The sequence below is a fragment of the Oligosphaera ethanolica genome (assembly GCF_030814695.1).
In the GTDB taxonomy this organism is placed as follows: domain Bacteria; phylum Verrucomicrobiota; class Lentisphaeria; order Oligosphaerales; family Oligosphaeraceae; genus Oligosphaera; species Oligosphaera ethanolica.
Window position 1 is genome coordinate 2202409 of the sequence record NZ_JAUSVL010000001.1, and the last position, 18842, is coordinate 2221250.

General features: G+C 58.4%; 15 protein-coding genes and 1 CRISPR repeat array (1 of these 16 running past the window's edge). All 15 genes read right to left on the minus strand.

Annotation, left to right across the window (positions count from 1 at the left end; genetic code table 11):
• Positions 1 to 1320: direct repeats of the CRISPR family, unit length 37 nt; unit sequence GTCACAATCGCCTTACGGCTTCAGTCCTGATTTGGAC (it extends 2561 nt beyond the left edge of the window).
• Positions 1321 to 1552: 232 nt separating this feature from the next.
• Positions 1553 to 1930, minus strand: coding sequence for a CRISPR-associated endonuclease Cas2 (gene cas2, locus J3R75_RS07400; RefSeq protein ID WP_307260848.1), 378 nt, complete (start codon positions 1928 to 1930; stop codon positions 1553 to 1555).
• Positions 1927 to 2949 (minus strand): CRISPR-associated endonuclease Cas1, encoded by a 1023-nt coding sequence (gene cas1 / locus J3R75_RS07405; RefSeq protein ID WP_307260849.1) that lies wholly within the window; start codon positions 2947 to 2949, stop codon positions 1927 to 1929. Before cas1 ends, cas2 begins: the two co-directional genes overlap by 4 nt.
• A 22-nt stretch (positions 2950 to 2971) precedes the next feature.
• Positions 2972 to 4201, minus strand: coding sequence for a TIGR02221 family CRISPR-associated protein (gene csx2 / locus J3R75_RS07410; RefSeq protein WP_307260850.1), 1230 nt, complete (start codon positions 4199 to 4201; stop codon positions 2972 to 2974).
• A 169-nt stretch (positions 4202 to 4370) separates the two neighbouring features.
• The gene (locus tag J3R75_RS07415) at positions 4371 to 5729 is read right to left on the minus strand and encodes a PDDEXK family nuclease (RefSeq protein WP_307260852.1); all 1359 of its coding nucleotides are present in this window, start codon (positions 5727 to 5729) and stop codon (positions 4371 to 4373) included.
• Positions 5726 to 6892 (minus strand): hypothetical protein, encoded by a 1167-nt coding sequence (locus tag J3R75_RS07420; protein WP_307260853.1) that lies wholly within the window; start codon positions 6890 to 6892, stop codon positions 5726 to 5728. The genes J3R75_RS07415 and J3R75_RS07420 overlap by 4 nt, the downstream gene beginning before the upstream one ends.
• Positions 6893 to 7041: 149 nt before the next feature.
• A complete protein-coding gene (locus tag J3R75_RS07425) occupies positions 7042 to 8022 on the minus strand; it encodes a hypothetical protein (RefSeq protein ID WP_307260855.1) in 981 nt (326 codons plus the stop codon).
• The gene (locus J3R75_RS07430; protein ID WP_307260857.1) at positions 8019 to 8462 is read right to left on the minus strand and encodes a hypothetical protein; all 444 of its coding nucleotides are present in this window, start codon (positions 8460 to 8462) and stop codon (positions 8019 to 8021) included. The genes J3R75_RS07425 and J3R75_RS07430 overlap by 4 nt, the downstream gene beginning before the upstream one ends.
• 276 nt (positions 8463 to 8738) lie before the next feature.
• On the minus strand, positions 8739 to 9119 hold the full coding sequence (locus tag J3R75_RS07435; protein ID WP_307260858.1) for a hypothetical protein: 381 nt from the start codon (positions 9117 to 9119) through the stop codon (positions 8739 to 8741).
• 988 nt (positions 9120 to 10107) lie between these two features.
• Entirely contained in the window at positions 10108 to 11199 is a 1092-nt protein-coding gene (gene cmr1 / locus J3R75_RS07440) for a type III-B CRISPR module RAMP protein Cmr1 (protein ID WP_307260859.1), read from the minus strand.
• On the minus strand, positions 11196 to 12536 hold the full coding sequence (gene cmr6 / locus J3R75_RS07445; protein WP_307260860.1) for a type III-B CRISPR module RAMP protein Cmr6: 1341 nt from the start codon (positions 12534 to 12536) through the stop codon (positions 11196 to 11198). Before cmr6 ends, cmr1 begins: the two co-directional genes overlap by 4 nt.
• A complete protein-coding gene (gene cmr5, locus J3R75_RS07450) occupies positions 12520 to 12912 on the minus strand; it encodes a type III-B CRISPR module-associated protein Cmr5 (RefSeq protein WP_307260861.1) in 393 nt (130 codons plus the stop codon). The genes cmr6 and cmr5 overlap by 17 nt, the downstream gene beginning before the upstream one ends.
• Positions 12913 to 12925: 13 nt before the next feature.
• Positions 12926 to 13849 (minus strand): type III-B CRISPR module RAMP protein Cmr4, encoded by a 924-nt coding sequence (gene cmr4, locus J3R75_RS07455; protein ID WP_307260862.1) that lies wholly within the window; start codon positions 13847 to 13849, stop codon positions 12926 to 12928.
• 16 nt (positions 13850 to 13865) lie between these two features.
• Positions 13866 to 15188: a type III-B CRISPR module-associated Cmr3 family protein gene (locus tag J3R75_RS07460; RefSeq protein WP_307260863.1), complete on the minus strand. Its 1323-nt coding sequence runs from the start codon at positions 15186 to 15188 to the stop codon at positions 13866 to 13868.
• A complete protein-coding gene (gene cas10 / locus J3R75_RS07465) occupies positions 15185 to 17926 on the minus strand; it encodes a type III-B CRISPR-associated protein Cas10/Cmr2 (protein ID WP_307260864.1) in 2742 nt (913 codons plus the stop codon). Before cas10 ends, J3R75_RS07460 begins: the two co-directional genes overlap by 4 nt.
• 3 nt (positions 17927 to 17929) lie before the next feature.
• Positions 17930 to 18205: a hypothetical protein gene (locus tag J3R75_RS07470; protein WP_307260865.1), complete on the minus strand. Its 276-nt coding sequence runs from the start codon at positions 18203 to 18205 to the stop codon at positions 17930 to 17932.
• Between the last annotated feature and the right edge of the window lie 637 nt (positions 18206 to 18842).

Genomic DNA, 18842 nt, shown 5'->3' on the forward strand with positions numbered 1-18842 from the left:
GATTTGGACATACCGGCGGGGCTCTGCGCATCTACGACTACAAGAACGGCGGTCACAATCGCCTTACGGCTTCAGTCCTGATTTGGACGGCAGCTGGGTGATGGTCCTTTGGCGACGTTTGGTGGGTCACAATCGCCTTACGGCTTCAGTCCTGATTTGGACGCCGGAAAGAAGCTGGAGGAGCTTATTAAACGGCATGACTAGTCACAATCGCCTTACGGCTTCAGTCCTGATTTGGACGGCTATGGGATATAGCATGGAATACTGCATATGATGCAATAGTCACAATCGCCTTACGGCTTCAGTCCTGATTTGGACAAACAACTACCAAATCGCAACGTATCATCGGAATGTTTGGTCACAATCGCCTTACGGCTTCAGTCCTGATTTGGACGCGGCAATGGCCTTCGCAATGCGGTAAAGGTCATTGCTTCGTCACAATCGCCTTACGGCTTCAGTCCTGATTTGGACGCCTAGGCAAGGCTGCGAAAATTATTGTGCTATTTTTCTCGTCACAATCGCCTTACGGCTTCAGTCCTGATTTGGACCTTCAAGCAGATTCAAGACCAAGGCGCCAGGATCAAAAAGGGGTCACAATCGCCTTACGGCTTCAGTCCTGATTTGGACCGCCGCTGGCGTTGTCGATAGTGGCAACATACGCGGCATGTCACAATCGCCTTACGGCTTCAGTCCTGATTTGGACAGGCACTCGGCATCAGCGAGGACAGCATGAAACGCCTGCTGGTCACAATCGCCTTACGGCTTCAGTCCTGATTTGGACATGGAAAGAGCAAGGATAAAAACGGCAATGGCAAAGGTCAGGTCACAATCGCCTTACGGCTTCAGTCCTGATTTGGACGCAGCCACCATCACGCCGGAACAACTCGCAACGCTAGGGTTGTCACAATCGCCTTACGGCTTCAGTCCTGATTTGGACCTCTGGAGAGAGATTGTTAACGCCGAGAAACTTATAGAGGTCACAATCGCCTTACGGCTTCAGTCCTGATTTGGACCACCAGTAGACCGCTGGAGTAATGCACAGCTACTCGTTTACGTCACAATCGCCTTACGGCTTCAGTCCTGATTTGGACAGGTCCACAATATCCTATATTTGATTAGGATGGTGTCGTCACAATCGCCTTACGGCTTCAGTCCTGATTTGGACCTACACTAACGGGAACGCTAAACGGTAACGCACTATTAGCGTGTCACAATCGCCTTACGGCTTCAGTCCTGATTTGGACAAATTGGTTACATGACCGTTAAGCTGCATGAGCACGGCCGTCACAATCGCCTTACGGCTTCAGTCCTGATTTGGACTGTTGTGGATGTACTATAGTGCAGGATAGGGAAATAGGGATGCTGATCGGCGGGGGGGGTAAAAATGGGGTCCATTTGGTGTTCACGTGGTAGTAGAAAATGGCGATTAATAGTCATAAGTGTTTGCCTGTACGTTGTCGGCGGCGCTTCTGCGTGGCGTGGTGATTTTTTTCTGCCGCCGACGAGGTGTTATTGGGGTTTCTGGTCATGCTGGGATTGTGGTTGTGATTCATCAGATGATGTAGCAGATTGCCTTACGTGGCCGGGAGATTTTTCCGAGGACCTCGACTTGTTTGACGCATGCTTTGCAGATTTGGTAGGCGACGACGCAGTCATCGTCTTCTTCGATGACGCCCATGAGTTCGAGCCAGAAGTCTTGGAAGCGTTCATCGGGCAGATCGCATTCGAAGACGCTTTTTTCGACTCTGACGCCATAGAGTTCGCAGATTTTAGCGACCTTGCGGAGGCGTTTATCGTCGGTGATGTCATAAGCGACGATACGGAGCATATTTCGGTACTCCCAGTCGGCGGGTGTAGACTCGATGTGGTCGGCGGGATAGAACCGTTCGTACCACTGCACGGGTTGTTGCCAGAGATCGTCGTCCATCATGGCATCATGAAGAATTGTGGTTCCTGGTTGCTTTCGACGGTCTGCGAGATGGCATTGACCATATTGCGGATGACTCTGCGGAAGGTCACTCTGCTGCCCCCCTTGGACTCGGCGAAGAACCGCTCCATATACTGCTCGTATTCGCAGAAGAAGATTTTTCTGCTGTCGGATTTGAGGTAAACACCGCCGTCATCGGCGTGATTTTCAAAGTGTTCTTTTTTCAATAATTTATGATTGAGCAGATTCAGCGCGAGCAGATCACACAGCGGCGCGCGTAGGGGCTCGACGAGATCGAGAGCGAGTGACGGCCGGCCGTAGCTGATATCATGCAGGAAGCCGAGGCAGGGATCGAGGCCGGCGCAGCGGATTTCGGCGTCGATTTCGGCACCGACGATCGTGTAGGTCCATGACAGGATGGCGTTGGCGGCGTCGCGGGGTGGTCGGCGACTGCGGCTGGTGAAAGGCAGGTCTTCCGGGAAGAAGGCGCCGAGGCGCCGGAAGTAGCATGCCGAGGCGATGCCTTCGTAGCCGCGAATGGCGGCGACGGTGTCAGCGTCCATGACTTTTTGTGCGTAGCCCAACAGGGAGTTACAGGCGTCCATCTGCTCGACGTCTTGGGATTGTTCGCGATTGGCGGCCAAGCGTTGCAGGACTCGGCGCATATTGCGAATTTTGGCGTAGACCAGTTGGCGGGCGATCATGACGGCGAGAGTGGCTGACCGCGCCGCGTCGTACTGGCGGAGGCGGCGCAGGGCGCTGCCATTGCTGTTGGGCACCATCGAGCTGACCCAACGGCCGTGAGCCGAGAGAAAGTACACCGGGATATTGGCGTACATGAATTTGTGCAGGAGCTGCATGCTGACCCTGGGCGTGCCGATGACCACCACGCGGTCAATATCGAAGATCGGCACCGTAAAGGCATCGACATCGTCATTGGTGTAGTCGAAGCGACTCAAGGCGACGCGGCGGTCGTTCAGGCGGGCATCGACGCCCTGGCTATTCAGATAGAGGGTTGGCACAGCGGTAGTTCCTCGGATTTAGTTAGGGTCTTGGCTGCATATCTTCGTAGCGCGTAAAGAGATCATCGGCGATTCTGCCGAGCACCTCGCGGAAGCGATTTTCGTCTTGAAGCAGCCCCTGCACTTCGCGGCTGATTGCCGAACGCGTTTCCGGCGAAGATGCGTGGGCGAGGCAGTTGCGGAGTTCGTTGAGGAGTTCGTCGGTGTGGTCGGTGTCGCGATTGAGCTCGCTGAGTTTTTTGTCTCGGGCGGCCTGATTGTGCTGTTGGTTTGGCGGCAGTGCCAGGGACACGCGCGCTTCGCGCAGGAGGATGACGCAGCGCAGGAAATCGCCGGCACGGAGCGCGGCCTTGGCGGAGAGGATTTGCCAGGACGCCAGGTCGTCGCCCTTGCGCCAGTTGAATTTGCGTTGCAGGGTCGTGCGATAGAGCTCTGCGACTGGATCGGCAAAGGACTGTTCGAGCAGGACGTCAATGTCTTTGGCGCTTTCACGGGCGGCGACGGTTTGATTGGTGCGCAAATGCAGACTGTGCGCCGAGAGGGCTTGCGCCAGCTCGGGGCGTTCGGTCATGAGTTCGGCCAGGGCGTCATAGCGGCCCGTGCCTTCGGCTATGGGCAGAGTGCTGAGCCATTTGAACAACTCCAGCACGTAGTCCAGGCGAATCACGGGCGCGGTAAGCACGCCAGCATTGCTCTCGGCGAGATCGGCGGCGCCATAGAAGAGGCCGGTGACGCGCGCTTGGCGCACTTGCTGGAGGTAGATCATCGCCAGCAATTCCAACAGCGGCAGAATGCGCAGACCGTGGGTGACATCAAGACAGACGGAGGCCTTTTCGGGCGTTTCCGCAGCCATGATGCGGAGAATCTCGGCCTGCTCGACGGCATTTCGGCCCAGGGGAATGAGTTGGCAAGAGATGTCGTAATGCAATACGGCGCTGAGTTCGCGGCTGAGTTCGCGGAGGGTCTGCGGCTGGACGGCGCCGGCGTCGGTTTCCGTCAGGACTTTGTCGGCCAGCTCGGTATTGTCCATCGGCGTCATTTCGAGCAAGGCGTCCCACATGGAGGAGGCCGTGCCCATGACCAGAATGCGTTCCGGCGCTTGTTGCAGCTTTTCGCAGTGCTTCAGCAGAGCCAGGAGGAAAAAGCTGCTGGTGAAAGTGAAGCCATCCGCAAACTGGTAGCTGATTTCGCGGTAACGGCCGTTGTCACTTTTGCGTGCTTTGCCGAGAGTGGTGATCAGAATGGACGACATGGGCTGCCTTTCGGTTTTGGTCGTTCGTAATGCCTGTTGGTTGACAATCTATATAGGGAACCCCACACGCGTTTTTCCACGCTGCGGGCGCAAAAAAACAAAAAAAGAAGCGATGGTCATTCGGCGGCGGCCCGCGAACAGGCGCAGTGGCCACGCGCGGCTGGCGCCATCACCGCCACACGGCGCTGCGGAGTTCGGCCAGAGAGGGCAGGGGGCCGGTGAATTGCCGTGGAGCGCTACCATAGAGATACCCCCAGTTCACGCGTTGGGGTTGGGGGCAGTTGTTGCCGTGGACTTTGCCATTGCGGGGTAGATCGACGGGGCCCTGCGCGAAATCAATCACTTCCAGCTCATCGGGTTCAGCGTTGATATCGCGGTAGATCATTTTCATGCCCTGGGCTTTTGCTGCGAGCATGGCCGCCTGCCCCATCAAGCGATTGCCGCCCGTGATATTGACCAGCGCAGTCGCTGGGTCGCGCTGGCCAAACTGGTTGCGCAGCAGGACTTCACTCAAGGCCAAGTGATTGGAGGGTATTTCCTGGGTCGTGACGATAAGCGCGACGTGCTTTTGGTCAGCAAAGAACGCCTGCAGGAGATCGGCCTGCGGCTTGGTCTGTGGCGAATAGTACAAACACAGCTCGCGTGGTTGGATCAGCAGCGGCACACTCAGCGCGGGGGGGAGCGCGCCGCCCACGAGCTGGTGGAGCACGCTTACAGATGTGGGAAACTCAAAGTGCTGCTCGAAGACACCGTGGTCGCGAACGTAAATCACGGCGTCGCGCAGACTGCTGGCGGCATAGACGGCGACGGCGGGGTTCCGGGCGGCGGCGGCAACGGCGAATTCCTGCCAGACGTCGTTGGGGACCAGCCAGTAGCGAGTGGTTCTAGCCGCAAGCTCGGCCTTGTTACCAATAGCAACTGAAAGGACATCCCCTTTGCCATCACAGGCGCCGCTGACCGCCCAATAGCTGCCTAGGCGCACGCGCATCGCGCGGTCAGCAATGGCGATTTTGGCCATCTCGGCGGCGAGCTGCCAGGAACGGCCCTCCAACGGCGCCGCCGACCAGGACGGCGGCTGGACGAGCAGGCTGCAGTCGGTGGCGACATTCTCGCTGAAGGCCAGCAGGCGACGGGAGTCCTGGCGCAGCCGGTGGGCAAGAACATAGATTCTCGCCAGTTCGGATGGCTGGCCATTGCAGCCGGCCAGAGGAAAGACGGCCATGGCGGCGTGGTGCGCGTGTTCGAGGAGCTCGCGCAGACTGTAGTCAAGATGGGGAAACGGCCTGACCGCCAGCAGCCAGGAGGGCAAACGGTCATCCGTAACGGCGTCAAGCGCGATGGCCTGCCATAAAGCCAATTCAGCCAGGAGCGCCTGGGCGCGAATATCGAGCTCGCTGACGCGCGGCGATGAATAACACGCACGGAAATCCCAGCTAGGAGACGGCTCGTGCTCGAAGCATTCCCAGAGCATGAGCTGGGCGTCGCCCATCAAGAGCTTCTGCAGCGATGGCAGGACTTGTGCGTTCATAGAACCGCAGTCTCACAGAGCAAAATGGTCAGATCGGCTGCACTAGCAAGCGGCGGGTGTTCGCAGGGTAGCCAGTCGCTGAGCACTACGCTGCTATCTTCCTCGTCCACCCGCGCATAGCCACTGGCAAGCAGGGTGCGGCGCTTGCTGTGGATGAAGAGCGCGTCGTAACTCCCCATGGGCAGGTCGCAATCGGACAAATCCCACAGGAGCGTCCGATACTGATCCGGCTGCAGGGCCGCGAAAGGGCCGCCATAATAGCGGGCATAAACTGCGTCCACGGCGGGGCCGGTCGTCGCCAAATCGCCATGAGCCATGGCTGGCAATGCCTGGTTGGCTGGCAGCGGCACGCGCCAACAGGGGCTGCGTTGAACTGCCCCGGCGGCGGCGTACTGGAGCTCCTGCTCGGCAACGCGGAGACGGCGGCGGCGCGAAAAATCCACCGGCTGGATGGTGTTTTCCCGACCGGCCGGCGTGGTGGCTGACGAACGCCACGCGGCGTGCTGAGCAAAATGGTCGCATTGTTCCATCCAGGCAAAATCGGCGCTATCCAGGGCTGCGAAACGATCAAGCGTTGCGGCCTTATAGTCGAGTCGCGGATCATCGGCGCTCTGAATGGGCAAGGCCATGTGCGACAAAATTTCCTCAGGCAGAACCTGGCCGGTTTGAACAAAGGCGAGGGCCTGCCGCGCCGTCGTCAACTCGCTGTCCGTGAGGGTATCGACGAGCCAGCTGCGGCGCAGGAACAGCGCGTGTATGCTGCGAGCATTCCATAACTGCAGCACGGCGAGGTAGTCCGTACGGCCGTCATTGAGCAACAGTTCTTCGTCCGTAGCCGGTAGAGGAAAGCGGGAAAAAGGTACAATTAGGTAGCTGGCAGAATCCCACTGCCGGAGCAACAGCACATGGCAAAGACTATCTGGTTGCGACAAGAGACGAATCTGTCCGGCAGCCAATTTATCCATGGCAAAATCCGCAACCAGGGCCTTGACGGCGGCGCCATGGCCTATGCTAGTGGCGTGTGGGAGCGTGGGCGGCGGCTCGTCCTCGTCGGCGCTGTCGTCGGAATGCCCTTGCACCGCTAGGTACACCAACAGCTGGTCGATAAAGCGTTTGGTCAAATCCCGCCGCAGGGCGTCGATTCCGCAGTGTTTAGTATTCATGATGCACCTGACATTTCACCAGAGAAGTAACTGACTGCCGTCATGCTGGCCGCAAGACCATGGCATTGCGAAGACGGCGGCCGGTGGCGCATGACTCCCTGTCCTATATAGGGACCAAGCGGCGCAAATTTCCGGCAGTTGCGGCAGGTTCACTGTGCTGCCGCCGGCAAAGCCGTAATCATCGCCAGAAAATCCCGTATGTTCTGGTTATGGGTTGATTGTTCCTGCAAAGCGTGAACAAGGACTGCGCGGAGAGCGAGAAAGAAGGACACGTTCATCGCTGGGCGACCGCTACTCTGGGCCAACCAGAACGACAACTTCTGCGGCAGCGCCGCCGCGAGCCGACAGCATGTTGTTTTTTGCCGGCCGACGGCCTTACACAGTTCGGCTGCTGACGCCTTGATGCCATGCAACATCGCCAGGAGGATGATAATTTCTTCTTGGCTGAGTATCGCGATCAACTCATGAGCGTGGTACGCGTACTCGACATCGTTGTCAGCGGCGGCTTGATCGGGAGGCAAGGCCAGTTCATCGACAATCATGTCGCCGAGTGTGCGCGCGTCGTTGTCGGCGACCTGCTGGTCGATGCTCTGGGCATAAAAAAAGCGTCGGACCGTTTTTTGGCTTTCCTGGTGGATGACTCTCGCGCGGAAGGCCGGAAAATAGGACTCGATCAGCTCATTGCCGACTTCGTTGATCATGCCGCGCGGCCCGAGTAACATGCCGTTGATGACTTTCATGGGCGGATCTGCGCTGGCGCTAATCTTTGCCCAGACGAAGTCTTTGTGTTCTTTATACTGCCGGCGGCTAGGGCCGTGGCTCGGTTCCGGCGCGTCGGCCGGATTGCTGTGCTGGTCAGCGCATGCCGGTTGGTCTTTGCTGGCTCGAAACAAATCGAAGGCCTGAATGATGTCATGATCGCTAACCGGCCCGTACTGCCCGTTGCTGTTGAGACAGTCACGACGCTCGAGAGCACCATTGTTGACGAGCAGCCGCAACATCTTGCTGACAATGCGCCGCTGGAGATAGGACCGCACCGCCGGCGGACAACCATCCACGAAACAGATTTTTTTCCAGGTATTCCAGGCTGCCAGTTCCTCTTCTGGTGACAACAACGACGGGGTAGTCATCGGCTAAGACCTCCTTCGACCAAAAAACGCGTGAGTTCCTGCGTTTCCTCCGAAGTCAGCTTTGGCTTATGGAGATTGCGTTCAACTTCGGCGCGCCACTGGCGCGTGTTGCAGAAATTCAGCGGCCGTACAGGCACGGGCCGCAGGATGCTGAAGTAGGTCCGGCGCTCCGGTTCCCTCTTGGCCATGATGTCACATGCCGAAAAACATCGCGAGCGAGCTTTGCTGGTGCCAATCAGCATACTAACGACGTCCTGCAGGCTGCTGGGTGTCCGTCGATTGACGCTGAGCCCAGGATGGGCGCGGCGAGTGCTGCGTTGATCATAGCCCGCAACCGTGCGCTTGAGCAGACTTTCCTTGAGAAACCACAGCGTTCCCAGGTGACAGTCGATGCCAAAGTTGAACAAAACCAGCCAACGTTTTTCTTCGCTTGCTTCCACCGCCTGCTCCCAATTCCACCTGTATGGTCTTCCGCCACCCACGCCATGGTCAGATGCCCGCTATTGCCGCGCGCCCTAGGACTGTCACTACGGAGTGAACAATAACCAGCACGCCGGCATTGTCAATGCGGCAAGCATACGCAGGGCAAACCAGGAGGAGATTTCCTTTCTTGCGCAAGAGAAGAGGGAGGAGAGGTTCATGGCCCGCCCCGCAACCAGACGCAATTCCCCCCGCCACAAGCAAAGCGCTTTCTGGGGTAGCGCCGACGGCTGCGGCTAGTTTGGGTCCACAATACAAGCCGTGCCGCCCAGAACAGGCGGGGGCGTTTGCCAGCTCAGGTACAAGACCTGCCAGGACATAATCGCGCTCTCCGGAACTTCCTGCCCAGGCGCCGGCCGGAAATTGGCCACATAGTTGGGTGATAACAGCCAGCATTCCTGAAAAGACCGCCCCCAAAAACAGGGCAGCGCCGAGGCGTCGAGGCTGATGACCGGCCGACGCTGGGGAGGAGTCAAATCGCAGCCCAGATAACGCGATGCGGCCAGCAAGGTGTTGTCATGGCCCCAAAACGAAAACAGGACGCAATTTTGCAGGGCGCTGAGCAAAGCCGCCCGTTCCCGAGGCACGATAAGCACCGGCCGACGGATTAGACTCATGGGAAAGCTGTTGCCAATTAGTAGACCGGGGGACTCGGGTTTAACCGGCAATGGTGATATCGACGATGATGACGCTTGCACAATAATGGCCTCCGCCGGTTAACGCCCGGCGTGACGGATGGACGGGGACGGCAATGGACGAAGCTGGAAACAAAGAAGGCAATACAGGGAAGGCAATACAGGGAGTTCTATTGCCTCTTTGGCCCCAGTCAGCTTCGCCGACTGGGACCAATGAGGCCGATGAACACGATCATCAATGGCGCGTTACCCAGGGCGGCGCGCGCCTGCAGCGCTGCTTGCCCTGGGCTGCTATGTTTCGCGCTTTCAGCGCTGCTGCCGCTTCGCGGCAAGGGAGTGCCACGGCAATTGTGTGGTCTTCAGCGGAGAGGGGGCGGCCCGAGCGTCTTTCTTGTTATCGCGGACAGGCCGGTCGGATCGTCTTTCTTGTTATCGCGGACGGATCGGACGGATCGGACGGATCAGACGGATCAGATGATTGATCGGTCCGATCGGTCCGATCCGTCCGATCGGTCTGATGGCAAGGCGCAACATTACGTTCTATTGCCTCTTTGGCCCCAGTCAGCGTCGCCGACTGGGACCAATGAGGCCGATGAACACGATCATCAATGGCGCGTTACCCAGGGCGGCGCACGCCTGCAGCGTGCTTGCCCTGGGCTGCTATGTTTCGCGCTTTCAGCGCTTCTGCCGCTCCGCGGCAAGTAAATGCCACGGCAATTGTGTGGTCTTCAGCGGAGAGGGGGCGGCCCGAGCGTCTTTCTTGTTATCGCGGACGGATCGGACGGATCGGACCGATCGGACCGATCGTCGATTTGATCAGTCGGATCAGTCGGATCGTCTTTCTGGTTATCGCGGACGGGTCGTGCCACGTCGCCACCGGCCCGCGCCACCGGCCCGCGCCACCGGCCCGCGCCGACACGCACCGCCCCGTCGTTTAGCCCACGGTTTTTGGCCCTCAATCGCCAGCAACTTAATCCGGTGACAGTTCTTTAACAAGAGATAGCTTCGGGTCCTGTTTCATGCGTTGGTACATTTCCAAACTGACTTTGTGGTGTTCCTCCTTTGTGAATTTTGAACGAAGAACAACCTCGGCTTGTGGCGGCCAAGCATACTTGTCCACAAAGAACACAAGAGCCTTTTTGAGACCGGTATGAGGGGAACGATATGGCCTAAGAATGACGGGAGAAGCAAAGCGCTCCATGCCCTCTTCTGCGGGCTCCCAATTCACGGTGGGATTCGCATTTCGATACCGTTGGATAATTGGCAAGCCGAGAGCAGGACGGTAAGTCGTTTGTCCTTGTTTCTCGAAGTGAAACCCGACATCGTGGTCATTCTTGGCGTACGAAAAGCCAGGTGCCCCTTCGTTGGGTTCCATGTTATGATTGAGGTAGGCCCGCCAGTTGCGTAACCAGGCTGCCAACACCGAAACCGGATCTTCGCGATCCGCCATGGCAATCTCGCGAATACAAAAGCTGTCCGGCTCTGCAAAATGGCGGATGACCTCTGCAAACGGAGGAATGCGTTGGTCATTGTCGGGAGCGAAGGCCAAAGCGCCCATTGCGCGCCGTGAGCGCATACCCAATGAACCCAAATAGCCAAAGAGAAATCCGAGAGCTTCAATATCGGCAACCCACTCAGCATCACCACGCCAATTCAGATACAACTCAAAGCTTGGCAGACAATCATCGAAGACGGCGCGTTTGGCCTCTTGAAGCGCGTTTGGATTCTTTTTCTGTTCAGCAGGCCTAAGAGGGAAGAGCAAGTAGTCATAGGATTGTTGCATGTCACAAAGATTTTTGGGCGTACTCTGCGCACTACGCATGATGCGTACCCGCACATGCAATTGACTGGCCTGGCATTTGTCTTTCCGTGCTGCACCAAAGATTGTGTCTTCTTGTTCGCGCAGCCCCATCCCTTTTTGGCGCAGACTGGCAAAGCCTCCGAGCAGGCGAAACCACCAACGCAGCTGGCCGCGTATGGCCGGCACGCGAATCTCGGCCCGTGTTTTGGGCTGTGCTCCACCACAGAATCCGGGTGAAATCAACTCCAAGTTCATTTTCATGTCAAATCCACTCCTGTTTTACGTGCGGCGTTGCGCAAAGCTTCCACGCGACGGAAGGCCTTGCCATTTTTTTTGTCGTCCGGGCCCTTGGCTTTGAGTGCATCCCGACAATCGCTCGCCCATTCCTTAGCGAAATGCAGTTTGAAAGCCAAGCAAATCATCCGCTGTTCATCCACTGACAGCGAATCGATTTTCGCAATCATCCCTTTCAAGGCGCCAAGTTCATCGCCTTTTGGCAGGCTTTTCATGAATTTGGCAAGCTCTTGTTCTTCTGGTGTCATCGACTCAAAGGCCTCCTGTGCTCGCCGTTCTTCCTCGGCCTTATCACGTTCTTTTTGCAGGGTTTGGGTCTTTGTTTCATTGATTTCCAGCCAGCCGTAGCCAGCGCTCGTTTTAGCGCCAATGCCATACTCGGACAAGCCCCCGCGTAAGCATTCCCCCCCGAATGCTAGCGGCGAAAACGACACATCTTTCTCAAGCGCCCGCAAAGGCAGCAAGACAAAGAGGAAATCAAGATCGGCGCAGACTGCTGGGAAAAAGTTGGGTATCGGTGACTCTATATCCAAGGCGATACGATTTTGCCTCTCGTCTTGATAATACTTACTGTGATGGCAATTCACGATGTCGGGATCCAGTAGTGAAAGAGAGAGTTTGTTCGGATTCGTCAGAATATCATCAGAGATATGAACACATGCGGGTAGGAAAGCAATGGTGCCGGCAAAGTTTGTCAGTGCTTTCCATGGTTCATGACGATGCTTGTCAGTGATAATCGTTCCTGTGATATCAGCCAATTTCCGAGCACACTTTTCCCATACAATTTGCCGATGCTCAGCGCACGCGTAAACGAAAGCACTGAGAGGCTTTTTGTCATTGACTGCCGACGGTTTCGGCTCCGACCAATCTTGTTCCGACCAGCCGAAGGTCAACGCCGTTTTCAGCAATAATTGGCATTTCGTGGCGTGATCCGTTGCCCCGCGAACTGCCTCTAACGCATATTTCCGGGCAATACCCTTTTGTGCGCTACCGGGAATCATTGGTGTCCCATGGAAACGATGCAAACACAAGCCGGTATTTTCCAGGATGCCACCAGAATGATTGATCAGCAGTCGGGACTGGGTTGTCATAACAAACTGCTCGGCACCGGAGATACGATGGAATGGGAACGTAGAAAACGACAGGTTTTTCTTCGTGTTAGCACAACGACAGATTTGCTCTATTTCCAAGTTCTTGTCTTTTTGACGCTGAACCACGAATTTCTCCAGTCGCAGGGATGGCGACTGGCAGCGTTCGAAGGTGTTTCCGAGGAGATCGACAATATCCTTAGTTGCGGTTTGCATCGTCATCTCCTTTTTTTGCGAAGCGGCGGAGGATACTGAGATACGCCATAGCTTCGGCGGTGACAACGCGGAGGGTATCGGATTGTTTGCTGCAAAGCCAGGACGCGAAGGCGTCGAGGTCGTCTGTACCGGCGTAGAGAGCGATGTCGCGATCGGCGAGGTGCTTGATGATGGCGCGGAAGGTCTTGGCGTAGCCGGAATCGGCATTCTTGCCGTCGTGTTCGTCTTCGATGGCGAATGCCAAGGCGCCGATGAAACCGTTCTGCTGGATCATGGCGGGGATTTTTTTGACGACCTCGCCATCGTTTTTGCCCTTGATGGACTCTTTGGCGGCCAGGAGCGCATTTTTGGCGCGGATTTGTTCGAGATTTTTCATGCTTGGCCTCCGCTTAGTTATTGTTATTGATGACATTGACGCTGCACCAGCCGAGGCCGGTGGTGGCGTCGGCGCCGATCTGCAGCACATTGTCGTTTGCGTGCAGCTTCTCAGCGAGTTTATTGATCATCCCATCGGCCAGTTCGTTCAAGACGACATAGAACATGCATTCGGAAGGCACATTCTCCTGGTTGAAGAGCGCGCCGCCCTCAGCCGTGCCGGTATCGGGATTGATCTTGACATGCTGGGCGATTTCGCAGGCATTGGTGACGAAGTAGGAGAAGAATTCGTCGGAGACGACCACGAGGTGGGCGGCCAGTTCTTCCTGCCAGGACTCGTCGTCGCTGAGTTTTTTCAGCGCTGTCACCAGGTCAGCGGGAACATCGCCAGCGCGCTTCAGGCAGTATTCTTCGAGGATGACTTTGCCGTCGAAGCCCATGCATTCGGGTGCCAGGCAGGCCTCGGCGTCGTTCAAGGTGGGCAGAGTGAAGGCCAGGCCGGCGTCGCGTTTGAGGCGAGACAGGGCCAGGGGGCAGGTCAGCCAGGCAAAACCGCCCTTGGCCGAACGCACGGGAAAGGCGAGGATTTTGCCCTCGCCAATGAGGAGCTTGCCGGACTGGGCGTTCTTGGGATCGCGGTCGGCGCCAAAGAGCTTCGCGAGGTCAGAATCCTTTTTGCGAACACGGCGCGGTTTCGGGGCATTTTTGCCGGTGCTTACGGCTTCGTCCACCGGCTTTTCGGATTTGTCGTCCGGCACGATTTCTTCTGTCTCCTCTCGCCACAGGTCAGCGAGGACGCCCTTGAGGCTGGAGCCCGGGATGACCGGGTAGCCGGTATGGCGTTCACGGATAATGGGCAGGTCCACCGCGCCGACGGATGAGCCGGCGCCAATGTGCATGGGGGTGCGAGTGAAGATTGCGAGCAGCTGTTGTTTCATGATCATACTCCTTGAATTAGTCCTGATTGCTGGGAATGAGACTGCAAACACCGATACCAAAACCTTTTTCGCCGTAGAGCGACGACCGCCGGTTGATGCGTCCGGGCGTAGCCTGGGCATCCAGCACCTGCCAGAGGGCAGACAACGCGGCGTGATCGTCACAGGCAAAGACATAGACCGATCCGGCGGGCACGGCCGCGCGGGTGGGTTTTGCGCCCTGGCCGAGAGCGTCGTCGCCCTCGGCGGCATTTTTTGCATGCAGGTCCCAGCCGGAAAAGAGCTGGGGCTTGCCGATGCGCGCGGCCACGAGGGTCGCGGCGATGGGTTTTTGCTGCTGCTGTTGCCGGGTGCGCCAGGCGCTGCGGTCTTCGCCGGGGCGGCGCGCAAGTGCCTCGCCAGGCGCGAGCAGCTGGACGGCGCCGTCTGCCGGGTTGATCCAGGTCGGCAGCCAGCCGCCGGGATGCCCGCCGGGGTAGCTATCGCTGGCGGCCAGGGACGGGAATACCGCCGGGCTCAGGAGCGTCCAGCGCAGAAGCGTCTTGGCGGAGCTGGTCGCCGGTGCCGCGCTCTGCGGCAGCTGCCACGTGGCGTGGTCGATGGACATGACGCCCTGTTGGCCGCCGAGAATCAGGTTCGCCGGCAGGCCCAACTGCGCGAAGACATCAACGAGTTTATCGCCCTGCCCCTTGGGTTTGATCATGCAGGATGCCAAGCAAGCCAGACTGATGTCGTCATGCAGACGCAGATACTCGGCCTGATAGAGCTTGCCGTCCTCGACGCTGCCACGCTCGGCATCAACGCCAATGCCGATGCGGCGTTCGGCGGCGTAGAGGTCGGGGACCGCCTTGAGCTCAATAGTCTTTCCCTCCAGGTAGGAGAAGTAGTCGTCAGCAGAAAGCCATTGCGGCAGCTGTTGTTTGCCCAGCACCGGTGTGCTGAACGACCGCGACAGCGGCTGCGGTAAATTGGTGCCGGCGCAGTCGCTCAAGGTCATGGGCACGATTGTGCCATCTTCGGACATGGCCAGGTCCAGCGGGCAGGGCAGATAGAGCGTGCCGTCCCGGTCATCGAGCGGAAAGGGCCCGATGCTCTGCAGGGCGCCGAAGCGATCCGAGCTGTGCCGCGTACTGCCGCGTTCGCGATCCGTTTTCCGGTGCTCTGCGCCCTCCCATTGCTGGCGTTCCGGCCAGTTGCGATGGAAGCAGTTGATCAATGCATTCCACAGCTGGTCGGGCCGTGGCCAATTGGCCCCCAGGCCGGCATCAGATGCCTCCATGGGCCGCGCATCACGCAGAAAAAGTAGATCGCGGGGTTTGAGTTTCAGGGTGTAATTACTCATTCGTCACCTCTTGTGCCACGATTGATGAAGGTCTCAGTCATAAACGGCTGGATGAAATCGCCCAAATGCTTAAGAGAAGCGCCGGCCGATGCAGCGGTGGCCGGCTTCTGGTCGGCAGCCTGCACGGGCTTTGTCTCGGCGCATTCGTCAAGCCAGTCGTTCATGTCTTGGCGGAGGGCCATTTTGTCCTCTGGCCTGAGGTCGGCGCCCTGCCGTGACAGCACGTGATCGACTTCTTTCATGACGATTTCGCAAAGCGTGTCGCGATCAATGGTCAGGTTCTTGTCCTTATCCAGCCGGTAGGGCGCCAGCAACGCCGCAAGGGCGTAGGGGAAGCGCTCAGAGAGCTGGCCGGCGGCGCTGCCGTTGCCATTCTTGTCGTCTCTGGCGCTGAGCTGTTCGAGACGGGTCATCAGTGGCAGTGCGGCACTCGTCCATTTGCAGCCCCACTGAATGATTTCGCCTGAGCGCTTATAGAGTGAGAAGGCCACGGCCGCCCGGCCATAGTGATGTTTTGCCCGGTGCTCAGCCGCCTGGGCTTCTCGCACCAGCATTTGCAGGGGGGCCTGGAAATGGCCGATGGCGATGCCAATTGATACCTCCGCGCGTTCACCGGGCATCTGCAAGGGATAGCCCGCCGCACCGTGTACCATGCCTTCTGGCTCGACATTCAGGGGGTAGTTGCTCGGTTCTTCGGGGCATTTACCGCGGAAGAGTTCACGCAGGGCCTTGGCGCAGGCCAGCGCGCGGTCGGCCGGCAGCATGGCCAGGACGTCATCGCCGCCGGCGTAGATCAGCTGGCCATCGTGGGCCTCGACGACTGGGCGGGCAATCCAGGTGGCGAAATTGGCCAGCGCCTCGCTGAATTGCAAATGGTAGGACGGCGTGAGCAGGCGCCGCAACTCGGCGCAGTGGTGGGCCTGCAGCAGGGGCTCCAGGTAGCGCCGGGCGGGCTCTGACAGCTGGTCTAGGAATGCCGGCGTATTCATGCCCGACACCCACTTGCCCATTTCGTCGCCATCCATGGCCAGCACGGCGACATACTTGCCGTGGCGTTGATTACCCTTGGCAATATCTTCGACGGAATCGAATTTGAGGACGTCCTGGAAATCGCCAGAATCCAGTCCCAAAGCATCACGGAGGTACGGCACGATATTGTCGCGGCACCACAGGCGTTTGATGAGATTCATGGCACCGTAGCTATGCCCCGCCGTGGTGAAGAGATTGCCATTGTCCTTACCGTAGTGTTCGCGCAGGTAATCCCAGAATTTCTCGTCGCCGATGACTTCTTCCTTGCCCGAGAGGGAGTCCTTGATGCTGCTGGTTGGGCATGGGTCATTCCAGGCAGCGAAATCGCGGGTGTTGCGCCGGGCGGCGAGTTTGGCATCGACCAAAGCGTAGTGCGCTGACCAGAGAATGCCGGGGTTGTTGAGGCGGTCTTTGAGTTCTTTATCCGTGTAGTAGCGCTCGTCGCGGTCGGCCTGCGGCAGCCATTGTTCGGCGAGAGCGAGGACCGTGTTGAGCAGGTCGAGCGGCGTGTGGTCGGCGCCATGGGTCTCTTTCGCCGGCTTCTGTCGCTGATTCACCGGCAGTTTGGCAAAGTGCTTGAGGCATTCTTCCCGTTCCAGCCATGGCTGTACGGCCCAGGTGATTTGCGGGAAGGCCTCAATTTGCGCATGCCAGCGTTTGCGCCATTGCTCAAGGCCTGTGCAACCGGCGGCTTGTGCCTCCCGGTCGATCCACGCCCAGACAGCGTCGCCAATCCGCTTCAGCTCGTCGCGCAGGGCTTTTTCGGCGGCTTGGGCGAGGTCTTCGGCGCGGTCGGCGGGTACCAGAGCGAGGAAGCGATTGGGCAACGTGGGTGTCGTCAGCCAGCGGGCAGCCGGCGAGGCGGCAGCGGTCATACCAGACCGGACGGCGTCATTTTTTTCGTGGAGGATGCGTTCCCAGAGACTCTGTTTCTTGTCGCCGCTGTTGAAGGTGACCGCGTACATGGACTCGCGGTGGAGCGCATCGAAGATGCCATTGCCACGCAGGTTCGGAAAGATCATGGCGTCTGGCCCGACGGCGTCACTGACGGCTTTCATGGCGTGGCCCATGAGCCATGATAGCAGGTACGATCCGCTCCAGAGGTCGCGGGTGCTGCGGGCCTGAGCGATGAAGTCCTGGACCGGGCCGAGCTGGAAGAGAAGCATGGCCGGGCGCAGCACGCTATCGACGGCACAGCCGGCCAGCGCGGAAGTGGCGCTGTTATGTATCCAGATGCTGTGGTCAGGTATGCGGGTGTCAGCCGGCAACAAGGCCAGATCAAAATCCTGTCCGGCGGTCGCGGCGTTTTCCAGCCAACGCCGCCAGTACAGAAAGAAGGCCTTATGTGGGTCGTCCGTATCAATACCGCCGATAGCACCCTGAAGGATGTCATGGACCAGGCCGGCCTGGTTGAGTAGCTTGCCGACGGGCAATTCGTAGGGCGTCGACGATAGCGGATGAATGACCTTGCCGCTTTCCGAGGCGCGGAAAATCGTTGCGCACTTGCCTTTGGCGAAGGCGAAGCGGTCGGCGGCGGCGGCGAAATGATCTGCGGCCTTGACGACATGCTGTTCGAACATGTCCGGCTCGACCAGGCCGGCGCCGACTTGAAAACGCCTGGCGCTTTCTTCGTGGTCGTGGATCGCCAGGCACTTGTCTGGCGGATCATGAAGAAGGGCCGCCAATTTTGTCTGCCAGGATGATGTCATGAATTACTCCTCTCTAAATGATGGTTCGTCACAAAACAACGGACATGAGCCGATTGTCAAATCGTGCATAAGCCAATCTTGCCGTGTGGTGCAAAGACCACGGCGCAGCAGCCATTTCATGGTCGCGCGGCGGCGTCTCTTCCCTGGAGAACGTCGAGCATAAGTAAAGCGGAACAGATGGGTATTGCAAGCCGTCGGCGTTTCTTTTTCCTGGCCTTTGTGGGCTCCTGTTGTGCGCACTGAAGCGGCCCAATTTGTATCGTTGTCGGTGTATTGCATGGGGTATCTCCGGGACTGTTGGTTTTGCGTTGCGAGGGCGGCTAACGACGCACCCCCGACACTTCTTTCTGCTGCATATAGGGCCGCAAGATGGCGCTTTTCCAGGCCCGGGATATTTTTTCCCAAAATTTATGGACGCTCTGGACGCAATGGACGCAATGGACGCGGAAGTTTTGTCCGCAGATGGCGCCGATTGACGCAGATTGTTTGAGGGAATTCGCCAAAAAATGGATTCAACCGCCGGATATGGAAAAGCGCATGTACGGTGGCGTGGAAGGGCACGGGGCGAAATCCACGTTGCCCCATCCGATCGGCCGGGAAACGGGCGCGCGAGTGGACAGGCCGGGAAACGTCTGCGTGGGGCCGTTCGAGTGTCGTGCGAGGAGCTGACCTCTCGTGACGGTGCGGGAGGGACGCCCGCACCACGGCCGAAATACACGCAGGCGAGACGCCGGGCACCACGGCCTTCCCTTGGCGATTGGGCTAGGCGGCCGCTTGCGGGCCTTTCCGTCCTATGCCGCGCCGCTTGCGGCGCGGATTCCCCGCGCCGCCCGTTCTGTGCCGCGCCGCCGTTCTGTGCCGCGCCGCTTGCGGCGCGGATTCCAGCGCGGATTCCCGCGCGGCGCCGGCGGTACGC